Here is a 23,548-nt window from a genome sequence, read left to right as displayed (position 1 = left end):
TTGGCAAGCTCTTCAACTCATGAAAAAAGTACATTATGAAAACTGAATGGCTCTGATATCCCCGCAATTCCACTTGACAATCTGTGCGATTTGAGATACCCTATTAAGCATGTCAACAAATACCCACAAAAAACCGATTTAGCAGGCTGGGAGTTTTCGTACTATTCATGGAAAATTAGAAGGATGTGATGGAACCACTTACGCTGTATCTTGATCTCAACCTTTATTGTCGGACTTTCAATGATCAAACACAACTTCGGATGTATCGTGAGGCGAGAGCAGTGGACATTATCTTGAACCGAGCTAGCAGACAGGAGTATAAAATTTATTGGTCTTACGTTCTCCATGCCGAAAACAGTCTGAATCAAAATCCGATTGAGCGTCGAATTGTAATGGGGCAGTCTACTTTCTGTTTTTGTTCTATTCTTCCAGTGAATGATATTCGACACTTAGCCAGTCAGATTCAGACCCTCTCATTAATTAGCGGGTACGATGCAGAACATATCGCATGTGCAGAACTCGCTGGCTGTGATTACTTGCTTACGGGCGATGATCGCCTTTTGAGGCAGTTTAATCGGTTAAAAGTGCAAAGAGTTTTGTCTTTGCAGGTCACTCTCCAAAATCCTGTTGATTTTTTGAGAGTCAGTTTGAAAAGGAAAAAAAGTCATGAAAGATAAAATACTTGAGGAAATTGAGGCAATTGCAAAAGCAGAAGGGGAATGCCCTATTGAAGATGTGATGCGTCGTGGTATGGAGGCACTTGAAAAAGAGCTCGATCCGCTTGAAGTCAGTCGATTTATTGTTGAATTACGGCGGATGAAATCAGGTATATCCGAAATCCAAAATTGGTTACCGCATTGAGATTACTATGGTTTGGACAATTTGCTGTAGCATAGGAAACCGTTAGCCTGTGCAGATTTAAGTTCAGTTTTCAGTAGGGTATGAAAGCGTTAGCTTGTGTTTGTAGCATAGGCTGTTAGCCTGTGCAGATGTTCGATAAAAACACTATATGAAACGGACTGAAACTGTCCAAACTTAAGGTATTATATCACCCAAGTTGCTACTAACAGATTTTGCACACTTCGGAAAGGTTTTTTGTCTTTTTCCACACCCCAGAGGGGTGATATATCTATAGAAAATGACGTATTTGCGCGATTGCACTCCAGCGGAGTGCTATGTGTATAAAAAGGTGGCAACTTGCGTTGTGATAATAAAACTACGGAAGGTTTTTATTAATGAGAATTGATGGAAATGCTAGAACAATCCGCCAACTGCTTGCACACACTAAATATAAGTTGGATTATTACCAGCGTGAGTACAGTTGGCAGCCCAAGCATGTAACGGAACTCCTTGACGATCTTTCCAGAAAATTCTTAGAAAGTTACACGGAAGGGGACACTCTTGCTAATGTTTCTAACTATAAGCACTATTTCCTCGGCTCAATCATTATCAGCCATAGTGACGGTCAAAGATATATTGTAGATGGACAACAACGACTTACCTCCCTAACCCTCCTCTTGATTAGACTTTACCGATCATTGGAAAACGGATCTCTGAAAGATCAGGTAAATCAACTTATCTACTCACTGAGTGGTGGAATAGAAGGGTTCAATTTGGATATCCCAGAGTGGTATGATATCATGGAAGCACTCTATGAAGGTAAATCCTTTGATGAGAGCGATTATTCGGAGTCTATTCAAAATATTGCTCTACGTTACGGCGATATTGAAAATTATTTTGAAGAAGATTATTTTGAAATCCAAGGCGAAGCACTTTCATCTTTTGCTTATTGGTTACTTGATAACGTCTATTTGGTGGAAATCGCTGCTTATGATTCCAAGGATGCGTATGCTATTTTTGAAACCGTGAATGACCGCGGGCTATCGCTTACTCCAGCTGATATGCTTAGGGGATATTTGCTATCAAACATTAAAGATACAGGGCGTAGAAATCATGCCAGCAGTGTTTGGCGAGCGCGTAGCCAAACACTTAAGCAAATAGGTAAGGGTGAGGAATCAGAAGCAATCAAAGCGTGGTTGCGTAGTCGGTACGTTGGGTGCCTCGATTCTTCTGAAAGTGTTCGCGATTTTGACGCAATCGGTTCCGAATTCCACCGTTGGGTTCAAGAGCGAGAGGGCGAATTGGGACTCAAACCAGAGTCTGACTCTGCCTTCGCCAATTTTATTGAACGCGACTTTGAATTTTATGCATCTTGGTACTATCGTCTGCGTAACGCTGCCAATTCATATAAAGAGGCAGATGATCATGGGCTTAAATGTGTCTACTATAATGCCCAACATAACAAGTTTACAATACAGTACCCAATCTTGTTAGCTCCATTACATCCGGATGATTCAGATGCAGAGAATTTGCAAAAGGTTCAGATTGTTGCAGAATATCTTGACATCTTAATCTACCGACGCATTTGGAATTTACTACCCATAGCCCAGAGAACCATGGCTGATTTGATGCCTTCGGTTATACCAATTATTCGAGGTAAGAATTGCAAGGAATTACGGGATATATTGCACAAGAGGCTTCAAGAGGAAGTAGAACCATTTTCCAACAACAGTGTATTTGGTTTTCAAGGTGTAAGTCGTCAAAAAATCTTTCTAATTCTCGCCCGTATGACAGATTATGTCGGAGTCCAATCGGAGGAATCTTCGCGTTATCTGGAGTACATGAAAACGGGAAAAAATCGTTATGAGATAGAACACATCTGGGCGAATCACCCCGATTGTCGTCCAGATGAATTGAGTGAATCTGAATTTGAAGATTATCGTAACCGCGTAGGTGGTTTGCTCCTTCTACCTAAAAGTGACAATGCAAGTAGTGGAGATGATCCGTATGACAAGAAACTTGGAGTCTATAGTGGGCAAAATCTACTTGCAAAGAGTCTCCACGAACAAACTTACATTAACAATCCTGGCTTCCGAAAGTTCCGAGAGGCCAGCGGTTTGAATTTCAAATCACATAGTGAATTTAAGAAAAGGGATTTTGATGATCGGCAAGAACTTTGCCTGAGACTTGCTGAGCAGATATGGAATCCAGAGCGGTTGAGGTTATTTGGTGGTGGAGAACCCGAAATAGCAATTCAACCGGAAAATCCACGTGGAAATCAAGGGGTTGAGAAAGACAATGCGGAACATATTGATTTGGAAGATAAAGATATATCCAATGATACCAAAGAGACCTCGGCAATAGAACCAATTATGAACGAGATTCGGGAGTTCTACAAAACGAAATCTGATACCACAATCAAAAGACTTTGTGCCCGGATCGCAGAATTACTGAGCGTGATAGAGAAGAAAGGATGGAGCGAGTTAACTTTCAAACCTAGAAAACTCTACTGCGCTTTTTACTCAGGAAGTAACCCTCTATTCGGTGCTTTCTTATTTGAGGATCCTCGATTTGTTATCTGGATGGACGCAGGAGATGTGGAGAAATTGAGACACTACTATGAATTTAGGTATGTGCCTTCTAGAAGACAAGCCATATATCTAGGGGGCGCAACAGTAGCACAACTTCAACCTGTTCTCGAATCCGTCTATAAGAAAAGCCAAGAATATTAATGCTCCGCAGCGGATGTAACTTTGGCAGCAATCCTTAAAAATGCGATACATCAAACCCATTGTTTGGCTCATCTTTATCTTTTCCGGTGCCAGTGGACTTATCTATCAAGTCATCTGGATGCGGCAGCTGACGCTTATCTTCGGTAGCACCGTTTTCGCAACGAGTACCGTCCTGACAGCGTTTATGGGAGGACTCGCGCTCGGCAGCTACTACTTCGGGAAGAAGATTGACGAAAGCACGCAATCACCGTTGTGGATTTATGCACTCTTGGAAGCCGGTATCGGTGCGTTTTGCCTTGTCTGGCCACTTATCTTAACCGTACTGGGCGCACTCTACGTCCTGATTCATCGCAATATCACATCAGAATTCTATACGCTCTCGCTCATCAGGTTCGTGTTGACATTCGGGGTCCTGTTAATTCCGTCCACATTGATGGGCGGCACGTTGCCAGTGCTGACCCGCTTCTTCGTGAAAAGGCTTGAACAACTTGGCACAAACATCGGGATCCTGTACGCACTGAACACATTCGGCGCAGTCATCGGCACTGTGGCAGCAGGCTTTTTCCTGATTGAGGCGTTAGGCATCCGATGGACGCTCGGTGTCGGCATCGCTATCAATTTTGCTGTCGCCGCTATTGCGATAGTGTTAGCACGGAAGGCGTTAGCAACAGAAGCAGATGAACCTCAAGAAGAAACACAACAACTGGAGTCTGAAAATGTCACGCATCAACCTGAAAGACTTCTCGTACTGTGGGCAATAGGCATCTCAGGTTTCTGTGCTTTGGCTTACGAGGTGTTGTGGACCCGTATCATGGTCTTTTTTCTCGGCAGCACGACTTACGCCTTTGCAACGATGCTCGCGGCGTTCTTATTCGGCATCGCTTTGGGAAGTATGGTGCTTGCCCGCTGGGTTGATCGGATCAAGCAACCTGTCGCAATTTTCGGGATCATCCAACTCGGTATCGGGCTGTTCGCGCTGATCCTGATGCCAGCGTTTGAGGGGTTATATGGGATGAGTCGAGCGTTCCAATCTACCTTCGGTGCAAGTAGGTTCTGGACATTCTTCTCCTGCTTCCTCGTGATGTGCCTGCCGACATTTCTGATGGGTGCAAGTTTTCCACTGGTAACGAAAATCTACACCGGCAGCGCACGCCAACTCGGTAAAAGCATCGGAAACGTCTATGCAGTCAACACAGTCGGAAGCATTTTAGGGGCGTTTTGTGCAGGGTTTATTCTGATTCCACTTTTGGGCATCCGTCCGAGTATTGTCTTAACGGTGGCTTTGAACTCAGGTATCGGGTGTCTGCTGATCTTGAGAAGTGGGTGGCAGACCGAGACCGGAAAATCACTGCTACAAGGAATAGGTGTCGGGATGCCGATCCTCAACGCAGGGTTAGCGATAATCCTACTGCTCACGGTGAATCAACCGCTTTTCCTGAAGAGCGCGATTTTCAAAACCCAACGTCCCGGTGATACGCTTGTTGATTACAATGAAGAGGTGGATGCAACGGTAACAACACTGAAAGATGATGAAGGTGTCTATCGTCTCTATGTTGATACAAATCAGGCAGCGGATGCCTCGCGTTGGGATTCGCCATCGCATCGCGTCATCGCGCATCTGCCGTTATTATTGCACCCACGTCCGAAACGTGCACTCGTCGTCGGATTTGGCATGGGACTCACCTCACATTCGATAACACAACACGGTGTACAGGTCGACGCGATAGAGTTGTCGAGCGGTGTGCTCTCCGCAGCCCAAAAATATTTTACGCACGTCAATGAAAATGTGTTTGAAAACCCGCAGTTTAACTACAAACTCAACGATGGACGCAACCATATTCTAATGACGAAGACGAAATACGACATGATTTCAACAGGTATCATCCATCCCCTTGTCAGTGCTGGGAGTTCTAATATCTACACTGCGGATTTTTATCGTTTGTGCCGTAAAATTCTCACAGAAGACGGTATTATGTGCCAATGGGTGCCGTTGCATCGGCTGCCGGAAGCACACTACAAAATGATTGTCCGCACGTTCATCGAGGTGTTTCCTGAGACAACGCTCTGGTATAAATATACACCCGATTTCGTGATTCTCATCGGTACGCGTGAACCACTTTCGATTGACTACAAAAACTTCATAAGCCGCGCGCGGATAGCGAATATCCGCGAAGGTCTCGCCGCCGATGATCTTGACGGTATGTCGCTACTCGATTCATTTATGATGGGACCGGAGACAGTGCACAAATACGTTGGGGTCGGGCCTATCCACACAGACAACCGCCCGCGGTTGGAATTCTTCCACGGCGCAGACCTCGTAGGCACAACAACGCAAAACGTCAAAGGCATGGCTGAATATCGGGAACGTGTGCTACCGTATCTCACAAACTACGGCGCGACACTTGCAGAGAAAAGAATCGCTCGTGAGAGATTGGATACCTACTTTAGAGCCACTCAAAAATTAATTCGTGGACAGATTGCTTACGCCCGTGGTCAGTACCAAAACGCTGCAAACCTCATGAACGAAGCCGTCGAACTCAACCCAGTTGACGAAACAATCCGCTATAATTTCGGTGTCGTTTCAGGCTTGATTCGCGAAGGTGATCAGGAAGAACTTCAGCGGATGCAACAAGAGATCCAGCGGACAATGGCGCAAAATCCTGACGACAGTGAGGGGCATCTGCACTTGGGAATCTTATACGAGAAACAGGGTGAACTTGAAAAAGCTGCAACGGAACTTGAGGAATTTCTCAGACATGAGCCGAGTCGATCCGATGTCTATCTAATTTTAGGGCCGCTTTATGAACGCCAAGAACACTATCAAAAAGCACTCCGCACTTATGAACGCTTAGAACAACAAGCCCCTAATTTACCCGCACCAATTTTCGCCGCAATGGCACGGCTCCACCTAATATTAGAAAATGTAGAGGCAGCCGAAAGATATGCACGGAAAGGTATTGCTGCAGATGCCAATTCGTGGCGTTCCCACTATATCCTTGGAAACGTTCACGCCGCCATGGATCAACCGCAAAAACAGGTAGCGTATTATAACAATGCTTTGAAAGCACTTGATAAAATCATCCAAGTCAACCCGGATCCGAATGACTTACATATCAGAGAACAGATCCAAAACGAATTGGAACAACTAAAAAAATAAAATCTTAGGATTTATGCACTCGAAAAAATAACAGGGCAAAGTAATAGACACGCGCCGGATGGGCGTGGTTACCGTCCACTAATATGAAATATCTACCGTTTCTGATGTGATTACAGCTAATTATTTCAACCGTCCTGCCCTTTAGACAGACGCAATTTGTGAATTTCAGAAACGATTTGGTGTTTAATAGTCCAAAATGCCCTACCTAAAAATGGTGGGGAATTCTTAAGAGGAGGAACCCTTGCATCCAGTAAACAAGCAAGGGAATATCTAACAATGTCTCAAGAAACCCAAGAAGCCACATCGTCTTGTCTAAAACGGACCCACTATTGTGGTGACCTACGTCTAACCGACGCGGGTACCACCGCGCAACTCAACGGTTGGGTCAAACGCCGTCGCGACCACGGCGGTGTCATCTTTGTCGATTTACGCGACAGAACTGGCATTACACAAGTCGTCTTTGATCCACAGATTGATGAAAAAGCGCACGCCATTGCGGACGCTGTTAGAAGCGAATTCGTCCTGAACGTCAGCGGTACTGTCCGCGAACGTGAACCTGGTGAATTGCTGTTGCACGCTGACGCGGCTTATCAAACAGATCTCGTTGATGGCAATTTGTCCGCAGCATTCCGAGCACTATTTTCGGATGCTGACCCGAAATATACGCTCTCCGAAGAAATTGAGGTAGCCACTCGAGTCCAAGGTGAGCGATGGCTGCTCACCGATGTCGAAAACAATCGGACATATCACATTGAGAACGAAGAAGCGGGTCTTATCGTCTATCAAGGCACTGTCAACCCTGAACTCGATACAGGCGAAATTGAAGTCGCTGTGGATTCCCTCAGTATTCTCAATACTGCCAAAACACCGCCGTTCCCGGTTGAAGACGATATTGATGTCGCTGAAGATATTCGGATGCGCTACCGGTTCATTGACCTGCGCAGACCTGAGATGCAAAAGACGCTGGCGATGCGGCATAAAGCAGCCCTCGCGGCACGCAACTACATGAACGAGCAGGGTTTCCTTGAGATTGAGACACCTATCTTGATGAACAGCACGCCTGAAGGCGCGCGTGATGTGTTGGTTCCAAGTCGTCACTATCCGGGTAGGTTTTACGCGCTCCCGCAATCACCACAGCAATTCAAGCAGATCCTCATGATGAGCGGTGTTGATCGATATTTCCAGATTGCGCGATGCTTCCGCGATGAGGATACCCGTTCCGATAGGCAGTTGGAGTTCACGCAGCTTGATATTGAGATGTCCTTCGCTGACACAGACGATGTGCTTGCGGTAACCGAAGGGTTGATGAAACGGATATTTGAGGAGGCAGGCGATATCCCTGTTCAAACCCCGTTTCTAAGACTCCCTTACCACGAATCCATGGCACGGTTCGGAAACGACAAACCTGACACGCGGTTCGGTATGGAACTCACAGACCTCTCCGATGTCATGGCAGATTGCGACTTCCAAGTATTCGCACGGACATTAGCCAGCGGTGGGCAGGTCAAAGCCATCGCAGTACCGGGAGGCGAGGATTTTTCACGCAAAGACATTGATGACCTAACAGCATTCGTCGCTACCTACCGAGCGAAAGGCTTGGCATGGGTAAAAGTCACGACAGAGGGTTTCTCATCAGGAATCGTCAAGTTCTTCACAACAGAACAACTTGAAACGGCACAAGAGCGGACAGGCGCGCAACCCGGCGACATTATGTTCTTCGTCGCTGACAAGCCGAAGGTCGTCGCTGACGCGCTCGGCTATCTTCGCCTCCACCTCGGAAAAAGACTCAACCTTATCGACGAAACGCAATACAACTTCCTCTGGATTGTCGATTACCCACTCTTTGAGTGGAACGAGGAAGAGAATCGCTATGAACCGTTTCATCACCTGTTCACTGGCGCGACAGCAGAGACACTGCCCCTGTTAGATACGGACCCTGGGAAAGTTCAGAGCCAACACTACGACCTTGTGTGCAACGGGTATGAAATCTGTAGCGGAAGTGTTAGAATCCATCAATGGGACATCCAACAGAAGGTCTTCGACATTCTGAACATCACACCGGAAGAGGTCGAAAGTCGGTTCGGTTATTTCATAGATGCGTTGTCGTATGGTACACCCCCGCATGCAGGCATTGCTCCCGGACTGGATCGGATGGTAATGCTAATGCGGAACGAGGAGAACATCCGAGAAGTCATCGCGTTCCCGAAATCGCAACAAGGACTCTGCCCGCTGACGCACGCGCCCTCTGTTGTATCGGATGATCAGTTAGAAGAATTGTCTATCCGCGTTGATGCAGAGCCATAGGGACAACCACATTCGCTGGTGAGGTTTCATGAAGTTTAAGAAAATATTTCGGTAATTCTATATTTGCCCCAGGCCCGGTAGGTGCGGTTTCCTAACCGCACCGGAGTTCTCCAAAATTACCGAATTAAATTGTTAATCTTCATGCAACCTCGCCAAAACGAGTAGTATAATTCCTGCTCAGACCATATAATAATTTCAAGGAGAGCCCATGAAAGGTTGGAAAATTTCGATCACACTTGTCTGTCTATTGATGTTCATTGTAGGTTACCAAAGTGCAAATGCCCAAGAAAATCTTGCACAACAGGTGGACGCTATTTTTCAACAAAGTTGTTTGAATTGTCATGGACCCTCCGGTTCCTTTAAGGAAGCACTCTTGATTGACCCCACCGCGCTTATTGAGAGTCAGGTCGTCATTCCAGGATCCCCAGAAAACTCAGAGTTCTATAAACGACTCCTTGGACCTACTGAGAATGGCCCCCAAATGCCACTCAATTTACCACCACTTTCACCAGAAGCCATTGAAACAATTGCCCATTGGATTGCCGCAGGCGCGCCAGATTGGAATGTGCAGCGCGACATCAATTTCGTAACCACGGATACAATACTTGATACCATCCAAACCCATCTGGAGTCACTGGATCCTTTTGACCGTTCCTCGGCACGGTATTTTACAATGACGCATCTCTATAATGCAGGTGAAACGCCTGAGACCCTCAGCGACTATCGGATCGCGCTCTCTAAACTGATAAACAGCCTCTCGTGGAAGTTTGAGATTACGAACCCAACGCCCATTGATGAAGCACAAACGATCTTCCATATAGACTTGCGGCGTTATGAATGGAATACCACAACCGATGTGTGGCCACAAATTGAGCAGGCATATCCGTATAGCATTGATTTTGATCCCGAAACACAAGCCGGTCTCCTTGAAAAACTGACACACCTGCAGACTGAAACGGGCAGCATAGTGCCGTTTGTCCATCTGGATTGGTTTCTTGCGACCGCCTCGCTGCCACCACTCTATCACGACATTTTAGACCTTCCACAAACAGACCGTATCTTGGAGGCACAATTGGCGATAAATGTTGCGAATAATATCAGGAATGCGCCGGGAATAGATGTCTGGCGTGCGGGTTTCAACGATTCGGGTGTCTCACGGCACAATCGCGTTGTTGAGCGTCACACGTCCCGATATGGTGCGTATTGGAAAAGTTATGACTTCGCGGGGAGTGCGGAGTCTCAGAACATCTTTACCTATCCGCTTGATTTCACACACGATGGTGGCGAAATTATCTTTAATCTCCCCAACGGGCTGCAGGCATACTTGCTGGTTGATGCCAACGGTAACCGACTCGACGACGCACCAATTGACATTGTTTCTAACCCAGCGGCGAGCGATCCTACGGTACGGAACGGTCTCTCATGTATCGGGTGCCATACGCAAGGCATGAAAACGTTTAAAGATAGTGTGCGTGCGGCAATTGAACAGGATGACAACCCGCCGTATAACAAAGAACAAGCATTGCGCCTCTATCCTAAACAGTCTGTACTTGATGATCTGGTGGCAAAAGATACGGAAAGGTTCCAGCAGGCACTGGAAAAGATTGGGGGGCCATTTGCGGACAACGCATCCAGACAACACTTCTTCAAGCAACATGAAAATGAACCGATCCAACGGTTTCATGAGTTGTTTCAAGCACGGCTAAGTGCGTCGGACGCTGCAGCCGCGGTCGGATTAGAGACGGAGGCATTCCTCACACAGATCCGTGAGAAGCAAAGCCTGAAAAACTTGGGATTACAAACGCTTATAGATGTGAACGGCACGGTGAAACGGGATGCATGGACATCGGCTTTTCACGATGTGATTTCTGAGATCAACTCTCCTAATATCGTTCTGCCACCTGTGGTGCAGCGCCCAGAAATTATTCCTGGTGCTGGTGTATATATTCCCGACCCAAACCTACGCGATGCTATTCAACAACGACTTCAGCAAAGACACAACAAAGCCCCAGGGGATGTGATTACCGTAGAAGATATGGCGAAATTGAGATCGCTTAAAGCTGTGGATAAAGGTATCCAAGATTTAACAGGGCTTCAGTATGCAACAAATCTGGAAAGTCTTGAAGTGTGGAATAACCAGATTTCCGACCTATCGTCTCTGAAGGCGTTAATAAATCTACGTACAATATCACTTGCCGATAATCAGATTTCCGACATATCACCACTAACAGGATTAATCAATGCAAAAAATCTTTATCTTTCACATAACCCTATCTCTGATCTATCTCCTATAAAGAATTTGAAAAATCTGTCGGAATTGAAGCTTTGGGATTGTCCAGTATCTGACTTATCGCCACTCACAGAATTAACTAAACTAACAAAATTAACTCTCGCTTATGATTATGTTGACATAAATCCCGAATTTGTAGACATATCACCCCTCACAGAGTTAACGGATATGTCTTATTTAGTCTTTCACGGTGTAAACCTATCTGATTTATCCGCCTTAGTAGGTATGATTAATCTGAAGTTTCTAAAATTTGATGGCAACAATGTATCCGATATATCGCCCGTAGCAAATTTAATCAATTTGGAACACATTATCACTTGGCGGAATCCTATATCAGATTTTTCACCTTTGGCGAAATTAGATAAATTGAAAACGATAGATATTTGCGGCGCGGACATAACGGATCTCTCATTTTTGGCTGGAAAACAGGAGTTGACAGAACTGTATCTCGTCAAAAACGGAATCTCAAATATTTCAGCCTTGGCGGAGTTAACGGGTTTAACACGACTGGACCTTTCAGGAAACGATATATCGGACGTGTTACCGCTGGCATCTTTAACCAATCTGACATGGCTCAAGCTTTCCAATAATCCAATAACGGATTTCTCACCTTTAGAGGCACTATCCCAAAATACGAATATACTTACTGGTGAAGTGGTTATACCTGATCCAAACCTCCGCGCTGCAATTGCAGAAGCACTTGGGAAAAACAATACTGCGATTGTCTCAATTACGGCGGAGGAGATGGCGACGTTGACAACCCTAAGGGCAAGTAATAGAGACATTAAAGATTTAACAGGTATTGAGGACGCGATAAATCTGGAAGAGTTGTGGATTTCAAAAAATCCGGTATCTGACATTTCGCCACTTGCAAAATTAAAAAACCTTATCGGCTTAGGTGCTTGGGAAACCTCTATAAAAGACCTATCACCACTTACAGGGCTAACAAAACTGAGATGGTTAGACTTCGGTCGCACCCCTATATCAAATTTGGCACCTCTGGCAGGCATTACGAGCTTGAGAAAACTGACGTTTTACAGTTGCGACCTTGAAGACATCTCGCCGCTTGTGGAATTAACAGGTCTAACACATTTGGAAGTTGGTGGTAACAGAGCTATATCGGATGCTTCACCTGTTGTAGGACTAATCAACTTGGAACATCTTGATTTTCACCACGATTCAATATCTGATTTATCACCATTGGCTGGATTAACTAAATTAAAATCCCTAAATCTTTATGATAATAGATTGATAACCGATTTGTCCCCACTTGGAAACTTAACAGGGTTGATATTTCTTCATCTTCATCAAAATATGATTTCAGATGTATCTCCTTTGGCAAGATTAATCAACTTAGAAAATTTAGTCCTTCGTGATAACTTAATATTGGACATCTCTCCTTTGAAGGAGTTATCTGTATTCTCAGATATTAATTGGGTCGAAAACCCGGGTTCTGCTATAGGTGGACCTGTAATAGAGGGTCCCTGGATGTGGATGATAGTCCCAGCTGAAAATCTTGACAAAGATTGGCTGGCAATAGCAGATAGTGGTGGAGTTAGTGGAGTAACAGAACAGAAAATTGCTACCTATGGCGCAAGACCTGGTAGTGTTATCGGTAACAAGGTGTGGACAACCAGCAAAATTGGTAACCGTTCTCGGAACATCAGTGATATGGTAGAATCTATCGGAGAAAAAAATAAAAGTAACCAAGCTATCTATGGTTCCATTATCCTAGAATCACCATCAGAACAGAAAACGGTGATGCTTCAAGGCAGTAATGGTTTGTTAAAAATCTGGCTCAATGGTGACTTGGTTCATAAAGACATATCAACAAAAGGTTGGCCGTACAAATATGAAAAATTTTTTCCTGTTACCTTGAAGCCGGGAGCAAATGTGTTGTTAGTTGCCATTCAAAGCGAGTATACTGATCTAAGTGGATTTTTCGGTTTTGAAGAAGGTACAGAGTATACAGTGATGCCTCCAGATGTCGGCTTTACATTTTCTGCAATCCAAACAAACCTTCTCGCTGGTGATACACTTACGATCAATCTCAACGCAGAGAACACCACTGATTTAGCAGGATGGCAAGCGGATATTGCGTTCGATCCCAATATCCTTGAAGCCGTTGAAGTTATCGAAGGGGATTTCCTGAAGACGGAAAGTGGAAATACCTTCTTCCAAAATGGCACGATTGATAACGCTGCAGGAAAAATCACTGATCTGGTTTCGGCGCGGATATCTGAAAGTGGTGTTAGCGGTACAGGCACATTACTGTCGGTGACATTGAAGGCAAAAGCAGGCGGCGAAACACAAGTGACACTGGAAAATTTTGAGTTCAGTTCTATCAGTGGCGAGGTCATTCCTGCTGTTCCACCCAATATTACCATTACTGTCGGAGAATATCCGCCTTGGGATGTAAATCAGGATGGACGTGTAAGTGTTGCGGATCTGGTTCTTGTAGCAAAAGATTTGGGTTCCAATGCGCCTGCTAACTTGCGGACTGACGTAAATCGCGATGGTGTGATCAACATCCAAGACCTCCTCCTTGTCGCACAACACCTTGGTGAATCAACCGACGCTGCAGCACCTTCCGCTATTGCTATAAACGATTTAGATTTATTAGACCCAGCAATGATACAAGCATGGATAACACAAGCACAAATTGAAAATGACGGCTCGCTTGCCTTCCGACAAGGCATCGCCAACCTTGAACGACTCTTAGCACTATTCATCCCAGAAGAAACCGCTTTACTTCACAACTATCCAAATCCGTTCAACCCAGAGACGTGGATACCGTATCAACTCGCCGAGCCAGCAGAAGTTACCTTAACCATTTATTCCATGAATGGGACCTTGGTCCGAACACTAAAATTAGGGTATCAACCCGCTGGCATCTATCAAACCCGCACCCGTGCCGCGTATTGGGACGGGAAAAACGAAGTCGGTGAATCCGTCGCCAGCGGTGTCTACTTCTATACATTTACCGCTGACGATTTTACGGCTACGCGGAAGATGCTCATTCTGAAGTAAGACGTAACTGAGCAGATGTATAGCGCGTCTCCCCGAAAGCTTCTTGCGTTTCAAGACATTTCATGTTATCATATAAAATATGAAGACGAATTCCCAAGGAGAGTCGCGCCTAACTTACATTGACGCAACAATTCCGAGCTATCTGGTTTCCAGACCGAGCCGTTCTCCCGAGACTGCGGAACGACAAAAAATCACGCGTGAGTTTTGGCAAGATACCCGTTTTGAATTCATTTTGTCTGACTATGTTATTAATGAAATATCAATCGGGAACAGAGATCAAGCAACAAATAGACTACGAGCCGTTGAAGGTCTCAGCATTTTAGTTGTACAAAGTGCTGACCGAGTTTTGGCACAGCAATTAGTTGATCAAGGAGCACTTCCGCAAATTGCATTTACAGATGCTGTTCACATAGCCGTTTCAGCGAGACGTGCTATTCCGTATCTCGTAACGTGGAACTTCGCGCATCTCGCAAATCCGCACACAAGACCCAAAATTGGGCAAGTTTGTCGTGATGCGGGTTATTCGCCGCCCCGCATTGATACCCCAGAGGCGATACTGGAGGAGACCTAATGTGCGACGAAATTTTGAAAGAATGCCTTGATGCCAAAGCACGTCTTGTCGCGCTTTTCGGCGATTTAGAAACGTACATGGAATTTATGACCAAAAAACAAGAGAAACGTATAAAACAAGGCATAAAATACGTCGATTTACCGATCGTCCGGGTAAAGAAACCGGAGAAGCCTGGCTCTTAGATCCGCGAATCTGCCAGCGATAATCGTGTGTTTGTAGATTAAACCAAATCAGATGTTAGAAGTCACCCACCGGTAGGCGAGTTTTCCTAACTTTGCCACCAACATTGTTTAGAAAATTCTAAAATCTACCATAATTCCGAACAAAACTTCAGAATCCGGAGGAGAGAGTTCACGATGGAATGGAGGATCTTTGTTGTACCCGTCTGTGTATTAATATTCATGACAACATACCAGAGTGTTGATGCCCAAGAAAACCTCGCGCAGGAGGTATCCGCCATATTTGAACAAAGCTGCCTCATTTGCCATGGACCACACGGCTCCTTTACCGAGCAACTCATCATTCAAAGCAGCCAAGGGTTGATTAATACCGGGAAAGTTATTCCCGGAAACCCTGATAATTCCATATTCTATCAACGGTTAATCGAAACCGCTGTAGAAAAACGGATGCCGCTCGGACAGCCACCCTTACCTCCTGCAGCGATTCAGACGATCCGACAATGGATTCAAGCAGGCGCGCCGGACTGGAATACTGCTGCCAGAACCGACATCAACTTCATCACAACCGAAGAAATGCTGCAGACGATTGAGAACCATGTCCAATCGCTCGATACATTCGACCGCGCCTTCGCACGCTATTTTACATCGACACATCTCTATAACGCAGGCGAAACAACAGAGACCCTCCGCGCGTACCAACGGGCACTCTCAAAACTTGTGAATAGTCTCTCTTGGGGACGCGAGGTTACCAAACCGCAGCCCATCGATTCACAAGCAACAATCTTCTATATTGACCTCCGAGACTATGAATGGGAGATCGGCACCAACCGATGGACGCTAATTGAAACGGAATATCCCTATAAAGTTGAGTTCAACGCACTGACACAGACAGCACTCCATGAAAAACTAACGAATCTTCGCCAAGAAATGAGTTGCGAGGTGCCATTTGTCCATGTAGACTGGTTTCTTGCGACCGCTTCACTGCCGCCACTCTACCACGATCTCCTTGATCTCCCACTAACAGATCGGGAGTTGGAGACACGTCTTGAGGTGAATGTAGTTGAAAATATCCGAAATGCCCCAGGAAGACGCGTCTGGCGTGCCGGGTTCAACGATTCCGGTGTCTCCAATCACAACCGTATTGTAGAACGGCACCTCTCTCGATACGGCGCGTATTGGAAGAGTTACGACTTTGCTGGAAGTGTCGGCACACAGAACATCCTTACACATCCACTTGATTTTACACACGACGGTGGTGAGGTTATCTTCAATCTACCAAACGGCTTACAGGCATATTATCTATCAGATGCCGGTGGCAATCGGCTGAATGAAGCACCGATAAGCATCGTTTCCAACCCTGCGGCGAGCGATCCGACTGTCCGTAACGGACTCTCTTGTATTGGGTGTCATACCGAAGGTATGAAGACGTTTGAAGATCAAGTGCGGGGTGTTGTTGAACAGAACGAGAACCCACCGTTTGACAAAGATCGCGCGTTGCGGCTTTATGTTGAAAAAACAGTGATGGATGGGCTCATCGAAGAGGACACTGACCGTTACCGACAGGCACTTGAAGCAACAGGCGATGTATTTGGCGGTATTGAACCTGTTCAGCGGTTCCATGAAGCGTTTCAAGCACCACTTGACGCTTCACACGCTGCAGCTGCTGTCGGTTTAGAGACCGGGGTATTCCTTGGAAAAATTCGTAAGAATGTGAGTTTACAAAACTTAGGATTGCAGGTGTTAGAAAATGGGACTATAAAACGGGATGCCTGGACGTCTAACTTTGACGATATGATTTCCGCGCTGAATACGCCTGATAGCACCCTGCCTCCAGTTGTGCAGCGTCCAGAACTCATTCCCGGAGAGTCTGTTGACATTCCAGATCCAAACCTCCGCGCGGTAATTGCCGAAGCACTTGGGAAGGAGGATGCTGATACTGTTCCGATTACACTTGAAGATATGGCAACATTAACAACCCTAAGCACAAGTGATAGGGACATTAAAAATTTAACAGGCATTGAGCACGCTGCCAATTTAGAAGAGATATGGATTGAGGATGCCCATATATCAAACCTTGCGCCCTTGGCAGGGCTCACGAAACTGAGAAAATTAGATACCATAAAAACTGATATATCCGATATTTCACCCCTTGCAGGATTGACAAACTTAACGCGCCTTAACTTATATGCCAGCCGTGTAACCGATATTTCACCTTTAAGAAGTTTAACGAAACTCACCTGGCTCGGTTTTCGATATGTTAAAGGGATATCAGACTATTCACCGCTGGCAGGGTTGACCAATTTGAAACATCTCGACCTTTTCAACAATAGAACCTCGGATATCTCAATGCTCGCTGGCTTGATAAACTTAGAAACGCTCATACTAAACGAAAACAACATTGTAGATGTCTCACCACTCGCCTCCTTACACAGCTTAGAAACGCTAAATCTAAGCTTCAATCGCATTACAGATGTCTCACCACTCGCCTCCTTACACAATTTGAAAACGCTCCTCCTTAATTCCAATAACATAGATGATATCTCGCCCTTAGACGGTATACGCGAAAACTTGGAGGTCTTCAAATGGCATAAAAACCCCGGCTATCCACAAGATGGCCCCAAAATTGATGGCCCCTGGTTATGGTTACAGTTACCAAAACCTAACAATAGTTTTTATTACTCGGATACAGGTGTAGATTATTTGGCAGAAGCATCTGATGGGAAGGTTACAGAGCAACAGATTGCTACCCTCGGGGTAACGGCGGGCGATAGCATTGGTGATAACGTATGGTTATCAGGTACCCTTGAGCCTTATAATTATAATCCGAATGAATCTGATAGTAACCTTGATAACCTTCGGCGATTGATGTCCATTGAAAATAAATCAGGTTTGGTTGTTATTTATGCTTCCATTACCTTATATTCTCCACGAATACAGCAGACGAAAATGTTCATAGGTGCAGGTGAGTTCCCTCGCAAAGTTTGGCTCAATGGCGCGTTAGTCTACAATTATCCACACTATATTGATAGTGAAACATGGAATTCTGATTATCAGGATTTTTTCCCTATCACATTGCAAAAAGGGAAGAACGTGTTGTTAGTGAGTCATGTGTATAAAACCTATAGGGCAATAAGTTTCTTTGCTGGATTTGCACCTAGCACGGAATATATGGTGGAGAATCCGAGTGTAGGTTATACCTTTTCCGAGTCTAATATTCATGCCGGGGATACTTTCACCCTTGAGGTCAACGCAGAGAATGTATTTGATTTAGCAGGCTGGCAATTTGATATTGCTTTTGATCCATCAGTACTTGAAACAGTTGAGGTCAATGAAGGCGATTTTCTCAAGGAAGGCGGCGGAACGACCTTCTTCCAAAAAGGAACAATTGATAACGCTACAGGCAAGATTAGCAAACTGAGTTCAGCGAGGCTCAACGAAGACGGTGTCACCGGGACAGGTACACTGCTGTCAGTGACATTCACAGCGAAGGAAGGTGGCGAAACCCAAATAATGCTGGAAAACTTCCAATTAGGTTCTATCACGGGTGATAGCATTCCTGCGGGTCCCCACAAGGTAGTTTTCACGATAGAAGGACAACTTGCTACCGGAGACGTAAACCGAGATGGACAGGTGAGTGTCCTGGATCTAATCCTTGTCTCTCGGCACCTCGGTGAAGATGCGTCTATCAATCCGCAAGTAGATGTCAATCGGGATGGAACTATTAACATCCAAGACCTCATCCTCGTCGCACAACATCTCGGTGAATCAACCGACGCTGCAGCACCTTCCGCTATTGCTATAAACGACTTAGATTTATTAGACCCAGCAATGATACAAGCATGGATAACACAAGCACAAATTGAAGGTGATGGATCCATTACCTTCCAACAAGGCATCGCCAATCTTGAACGACTCTTAACACTGTTCATCCCGGAAGAAACCGCATTACTTCACAATTATCCAAACCCCTTTAACCCAGAGACATGGATACCGTATCAACTCGCTGAACCGGCAGAAGTTATCCTGACCATCTATTCTGTGAACGGGACCTTGGTCCGAACATTAAAATTAGGGCATCAACCCGCTGGCATCTACCAAACCCGCACCCGTGCCGCGTATTGGGACGGCAAAAACGAAGTCGGTGAATCAGTCGCAAGTGGTGTCTACTTCTATACATTGTCCACGGAGTCCACACGCGACTCCGTTACAGCAGGCGATTTTAACGCCACCAAAAAAATGCTGATACGCAAGTAAAACAAGTACTCAGTTGTCAGCGAAGTCTCTTCTTGACTAAGTACTGAGTACTGAAAGGTTTTTCGCAGAAAAACCGTACTGATAACTGACAACTAAAACAGGAGTCAACCTATGAATGAAAATGAAAACGAACAGAAACCGAAAGTTAGCCTCGGGCTGCTTTACGGAATTATCATTGCGATTGTTGCCGGTGCAATTATCGGTGGTTACGCACCAGACTTCGCAGTCCACACAACGATACTCGGTGAAGTATTCTTAAACCTCTTGAAGATGATCGTCGTCCCGCTTGTTGTCCTGTCTATGATCGTTGGGATAACCAATTTAGGCGACATCCGCAACATCGGTTCCATCGGCGGACGAACCGTCCTGTATTATATGGCAACAACCGCCATCTCCGTTATTATCGGGATGATTCTTGTGAACATCATCTCGCCGGGAAAAGGGCTATCACAAGGTGAAGAACGTCCTGATCTGAGTTACACATTGTCTGGCACCGAGATGCTCACTGTTGAGATGAGCGGCGAATTCAATCGGACATATAACAATAAATACGTCATCACGCTCGCCGATCAAAACCTACGTGGCGAAGTGAAATCAATTTCCGGGACAACAGCCACAGTGGAGTCGTGGCAACCGTTATCGGAGGATGCGCGTTACGTCACAACAGACACCGGTGAACGCCTATTATTCATTGAGGGTCGTCTTGAGACGATAGAACCCCAAAACACAGGTGCAGGCGTTAACATCAACCTACCGATTGCCACAAGCGTGTCCGGCAAAATGGAAAAGACGATGGGCAGCACCATCAAAGAGGTATTCCTCGGCAACGAAGAGACAGGTAAAGAGGGGATGATCCCGTCAAACGTCTTCAAAGCGATGGTGCATACCGACATTTTGCCTTTAATCTTTTTCTCGCTTCTCATTGGTGCCGCTTTATCCATGTTGGGTGATATTGGCAAACCGGTCGTCGCTGTGATTTCGGGGCTAAATGAGGCGGTGATGAAACTCGTTCACTGGATCATGTATGTCGCACCGCTCGGTATCTTCGGTTTAATCGCAGGCAGGATTGGCGAGGCAAAAGGATTTGCGGGTTTCTGGCCCGAACTCGTCGCCGTGGGCAAGTACAGTGCGACAGTCGTCTTAGGGCTCGGCGTACACGGTGCTATTGCTTTACCAATCCTGCTTCTGTTGCTTGCACGCAGAAATCCGCTGAACTACTTCAGAGGCATGGCAACCGCTTTACTCAACGCCTTTTCGACAGCAAGTTCCAGCGCAACCCTCCCGCTAACGATGGAAGGGGTCGAGAATCAGAACGGTGTCTCCAGCCGGACTTCCAGTTTTGTGCTTCCGTTGGGAGCAACCATTAATATGGATGGCACTGCGCTTTATGAAGCCGTCGCTGTCATGTTTATCGCCCAAGTCTATGCGATCTCCATGGATCCAGCACAACAGGTGGTCGTCGTGCTGACCGCGACATTGGCAGCCATCGGTGCTGCAGGAATCCCAGAAGCGGGCCTCGTCACAATGGTTATTGTACTGAGAGCCGTAGATCTTCCAGTTGAGGGTATAACACTTATTCTCTCTATTGATTGGCTACTCGACCGGTTCCGTACCACAGTTAACGTCTGGGGCGACAGCATCGGCGCAGGCGTAATCGAGGCGTATGAATCCAGAGACGGAAATGCAACCGAAGTGCCAGCAACATCGTAATTAGTTTTCAGTTATCGGTTCGGTTTTTTTTCAAAAAACCTTTCAGTTTTCAGTTAAGAGAAGACTTGGATAAATCAGATATCCCTCTTAACTGACGACTGATAGCTGAAAACTGATAACCGATAACTATAACACAATGAACACACAAAACGAACCGAACCCACAAAAACCGGTACTCAACGGTGCAACAATTCTCGCAATCATCAGCGTCGTACTCGCTGCTGTATGGATCGCTTTCGCTTATTACAAAGGCAACAGTTCCAACGGCAGTCGAACGATGCTACTACATCCGGTAGTCCCGATATTGCTGATTGTGTTGCTCACGCGTATCTATCGTTGGATCGATATAAGAAGCATCGTTATACTGGAAATCATAATGATAAGCGTCTGGGTTTTTATACGCTTGTTGGGTGTCCTGATGCCTTTCATTTTGGGGTTCGGTTTCGCTTACGTCTTCAGGTTCCTCTGGAACGCGCTCCCATTCAAAAAGCAATACCAACGCGGCATCGCAACCACTGTGATTGTGCTCGTCTGTGGCGGCGTGCTTTTCTATACCGGCAAACAGGTGAGTAGACAAGCCAGCCAGATGGGAGTTGGGTTACTGAAGTTTTACCATGAAACTGTTCTGCCGCACGCTATCGGTGAAACCTTTACAGCAGTCGCTATCAGTGTTAATTCGCGTGCTGATGAAGACGAAGTTACCGAAAACAACGAGAAATCCCCGCCCACAGAAACGTTTTATCTCGGCACGAACCACGGGATCTATGAAATGCGACCAAACACTGAAGGGAAACTTTCCCCTATCGGTATCACCAACGGTGGGCTCCTCGGTAAACCGATACAAGTACTTACAGCGAGTGAAAACATTATCTACGCTGGCACGCAAAGTGGGTTATATCGCTACTATAAAACACCACCTGCTGACGAAAACGACGCAAGTTCAACACAGGTATGGCATAAAGTGGAAGACACCCCTTTTGATACACTGTCTATCCAAGCCATCAACGTTCCACACTGGGATGATACACAGATTTACGTCGGAACACAGAAAGGACTTTACGCAAGTAACGACGCAGGCGAAACATGGAACCCGGTCGCGCCTAACATTTATAGCGGCAGGTCTGTTGTGAGTATCATCTCTACTACAGATACCAATGGTGATCGCGTAACCTACGTCGCCAGTACAAGGCAGATGGACGCGGAAATTCCCTTAGAACAGGAAGAAATCCAAACTACAGCAGCGGAAGTTGATGCGGTACCTTCAGAGCAGTCAGAGCAGACAGACACCACACCTACATCGAAGAAAACCGAAGCGGAAACCACTTCACGACAGACGAACACCTCATCTATAATCACGATAGTGCATTGGCACCTAAAAGGTTCTTCCCTCGGATGGGAAAAACTCACTGAAATAAAAAAGGAAGTTTATGCTCTGGCAGGTGGCGATGATACAACAGGTGACACAAATGACAGCGCAATCGAATTATATGCGAACACTCCGGATGGACTCCATGGATGGAATCGTCATGACTGGCTAAAAACGGAAAGGACACCTGTAATTTCTGGGGCACCAGCAACCCCACTGTTAGCCTCTGCACCTTCTGGGGTATACGTTGGTAACAGCACTGCTATCTGGCATCGCACTACTTCCACCGCCAGATGGCGAACGTTTACGACATACAGGGAAGGCATTAGCCACGCCTATGAGGACCAACCTATCGTTGAACAGGCAAAATCGTATTTGACGGAACGAATACCGACAATTGCACAAACCGGCGGCGAGGCTGTCAGAGAAATATTTCAGTTCACAAGTTCAATCGCTTTTGGCTTTGGCGGTTTTTTAGCGACTCTGTCCCTCGCACTCATCGTGTTTGTGTACGCCAACCAATCGTTTGATAATTATTTCAGGAGTTTCCTCACGCTCGTGCCTGAAACGCATCGGGACGCTGCCAAAGCATATCTGCGTGAAATTGACAAGAATTTACAAGAGTTTCTAAGAGGACTTGTCACAGTCATCGCAATCGTCTCGATAATTTCCTCCATTGCTTACAGTGTCATAGGTGTTCCCTTCGCTTTAGTTATCGGTATACTTGCCGGTATCTGTAATGCTATACCGACCTTCGGACCCTTTATCGGTGGTGCTTTCGCGTTTGTAGCCATGCTCATGGGGTTGGCAGCCGGAGATTTCGGGGAGATTGATTTCCTCGTTCGCTGCGCATTTGTGTTGGGTGCCATCCTCGGTATTCAGGCAATTGACAATTCGCTCATCTCCCCAAAAATCATGAGCGATGCCATTGATGTAGACCCGTTGCTGATTATGTTCGCCGTTATTGTCGGTGCAGCCGTACTCGGTTTTTGGGGAGTATTGCTTGCAATTCCTACCATTGTTGTGATAAAATCGGTTATTGCCGTTTCCGGTGACAAAACGACGCTTGGAAAGCCAACCTAATTGTGGTTTCGCTGGTAACGCGAAAATTGTCA

At 45.9% G+C, this 23,548-nt stretch carries 10 protein-coding genes; all 10 read left to right on the top strand.

Annotated features, from left to right (window positions below; translation table 11 throughout):
* The first annotated feature begins 666 nt into the window (after nucleotides 1–666).
* Nucleotides 667–861 (top strand): hypothetical protein, encoded by a 195-nt coding sequence (locus OXH00_19240; protein ID MCY3743158.1) that lies wholly within the window; start codon nucleotides 667–669, stop codon nucleotides 859–861.
* A gap of 374 nt (nucleotides 862–1,235) precedes the next feature.
* Entirely contained in the window at nucleotides 1,236–3,572 is a 2,337-nt protein-coding gene (locus OXH00_19235; protein ID MCY3743157.1) for a DUF262 domain-containing protein, read from the top strand.
* A 40-nt stretch (nucleotides 3,573–3,612) separates the two neighbouring features.
* Nucleotides 3,613–6,729: a fused MFS/spermidine synthase gene (locus tag OXH00_19230; protein ID MCY3743156.1), complete on the top strand. Its 3,117-nt coding sequence runs from the start codon at nucleotides 3,613–3,615 to the stop codon at nucleotides 6,727–6,729.
* A gap of 276 nt (nucleotides 6,730–7,005) precedes the next feature.
* Nucleotides 7,006–9,033 carry an aspartate--tRNA ligase gene (gene aspS / locus OXH00_19225; GenBank protein MCY3743155.1) on the top strand — a complete coding sequence of 676 codons (2,028 nt, stop codon included), beginning with the start codon at nucleotides 7,006–7,008 and terminating at the stop codon, nucleotides 9,031–9,033.
* Nucleotides 9,034–9,241: 208 nt separating this feature from the next.
* Nucleotides 9,242–14,353, top strand: coding sequence for a leucine-rich repeat domain-containing protein (locus OXH00_19220; GenBank protein MCY3743154.1), 5,112 nt, complete (start codon nucleotides 9,242–9,244; stop codon nucleotides 14,351–14,353).
* A gap of 79 nt (nucleotides 14,354–14,432) precedes the next feature.
* Nucleotides 14,433–14,924 (top strand): type II toxin-antitoxin system VapC family toxin, encoded by a 492-nt coding sequence (locus OXH00_19215; GenBank protein MCY3743153.1) that lies wholly within the window; start codon nucleotides 14,433–14,435, stop codon nucleotides 14,922–14,924.
* Complete coding sequence (locus OXH00_19210; protein MCY3743152.1) at nucleotides 14,924–15,106, top strand: hypothetical protein; 183 nt, start codon at nucleotides 14,924–14,926, stop codon at nucleotides 15,104–15,106. The genes OXH00_19215 and OXH00_19210 overlap by 1 nt, the downstream gene beginning before the upstream one ends.
* A gap of 174 nt (nucleotides 15,107–15,280) precedes the next feature.
* Nucleotides 15,281–19,357 carry a leucine-rich repeat domain-containing protein gene (locus tag OXH00_19205; protein ID MCY3743151.1) on the top strand — a complete coding sequence of 1,359 codons (4,077 nt, stop codon included), beginning with the start codon at nucleotides 15,281–15,283 and terminating at the stop codon, nucleotides 19,355–19,357.
* A gap of 111 nt (nucleotides 19,358–19,468) precedes the next feature.
* A complete protein-coding gene (locus OXH00_19200; GenBank protein ID MCY3743150.1) occupies nucleotides 19,469–21,067 on the top strand; it encodes a dicarboxylate/amino acid:cation symporter in 1,599 nt (532 codons plus the stop codon).
* Between the two features lie 136 nt (nucleotides 21,068–21,203).
* Nucleotides 21,204–23,516 (top strand): AI-2E family transporter, encoded by a 2,313-nt coding sequence (locus OXH00_19195; GenBank protein MCY3743149.1) that lies wholly within the window; start codon nucleotides 21,204–21,206, stop codon nucleotides 23,514–23,516.
* Nucleotides 23,517–23,548: the final 32 nt, after the last annotated feature.

This window comes from Candidatus Poribacteria bacterium (assembly GCA_026706025.1).
Taxonomy (GTDB): domain Bacteria; phylum Poribacteria; class WGA-4E; order WGA-4E; family WGA-3G; genus WGA-3G.
This window is presented reverse-complemented; position numbering and strand designations above follow the sequence as displayed.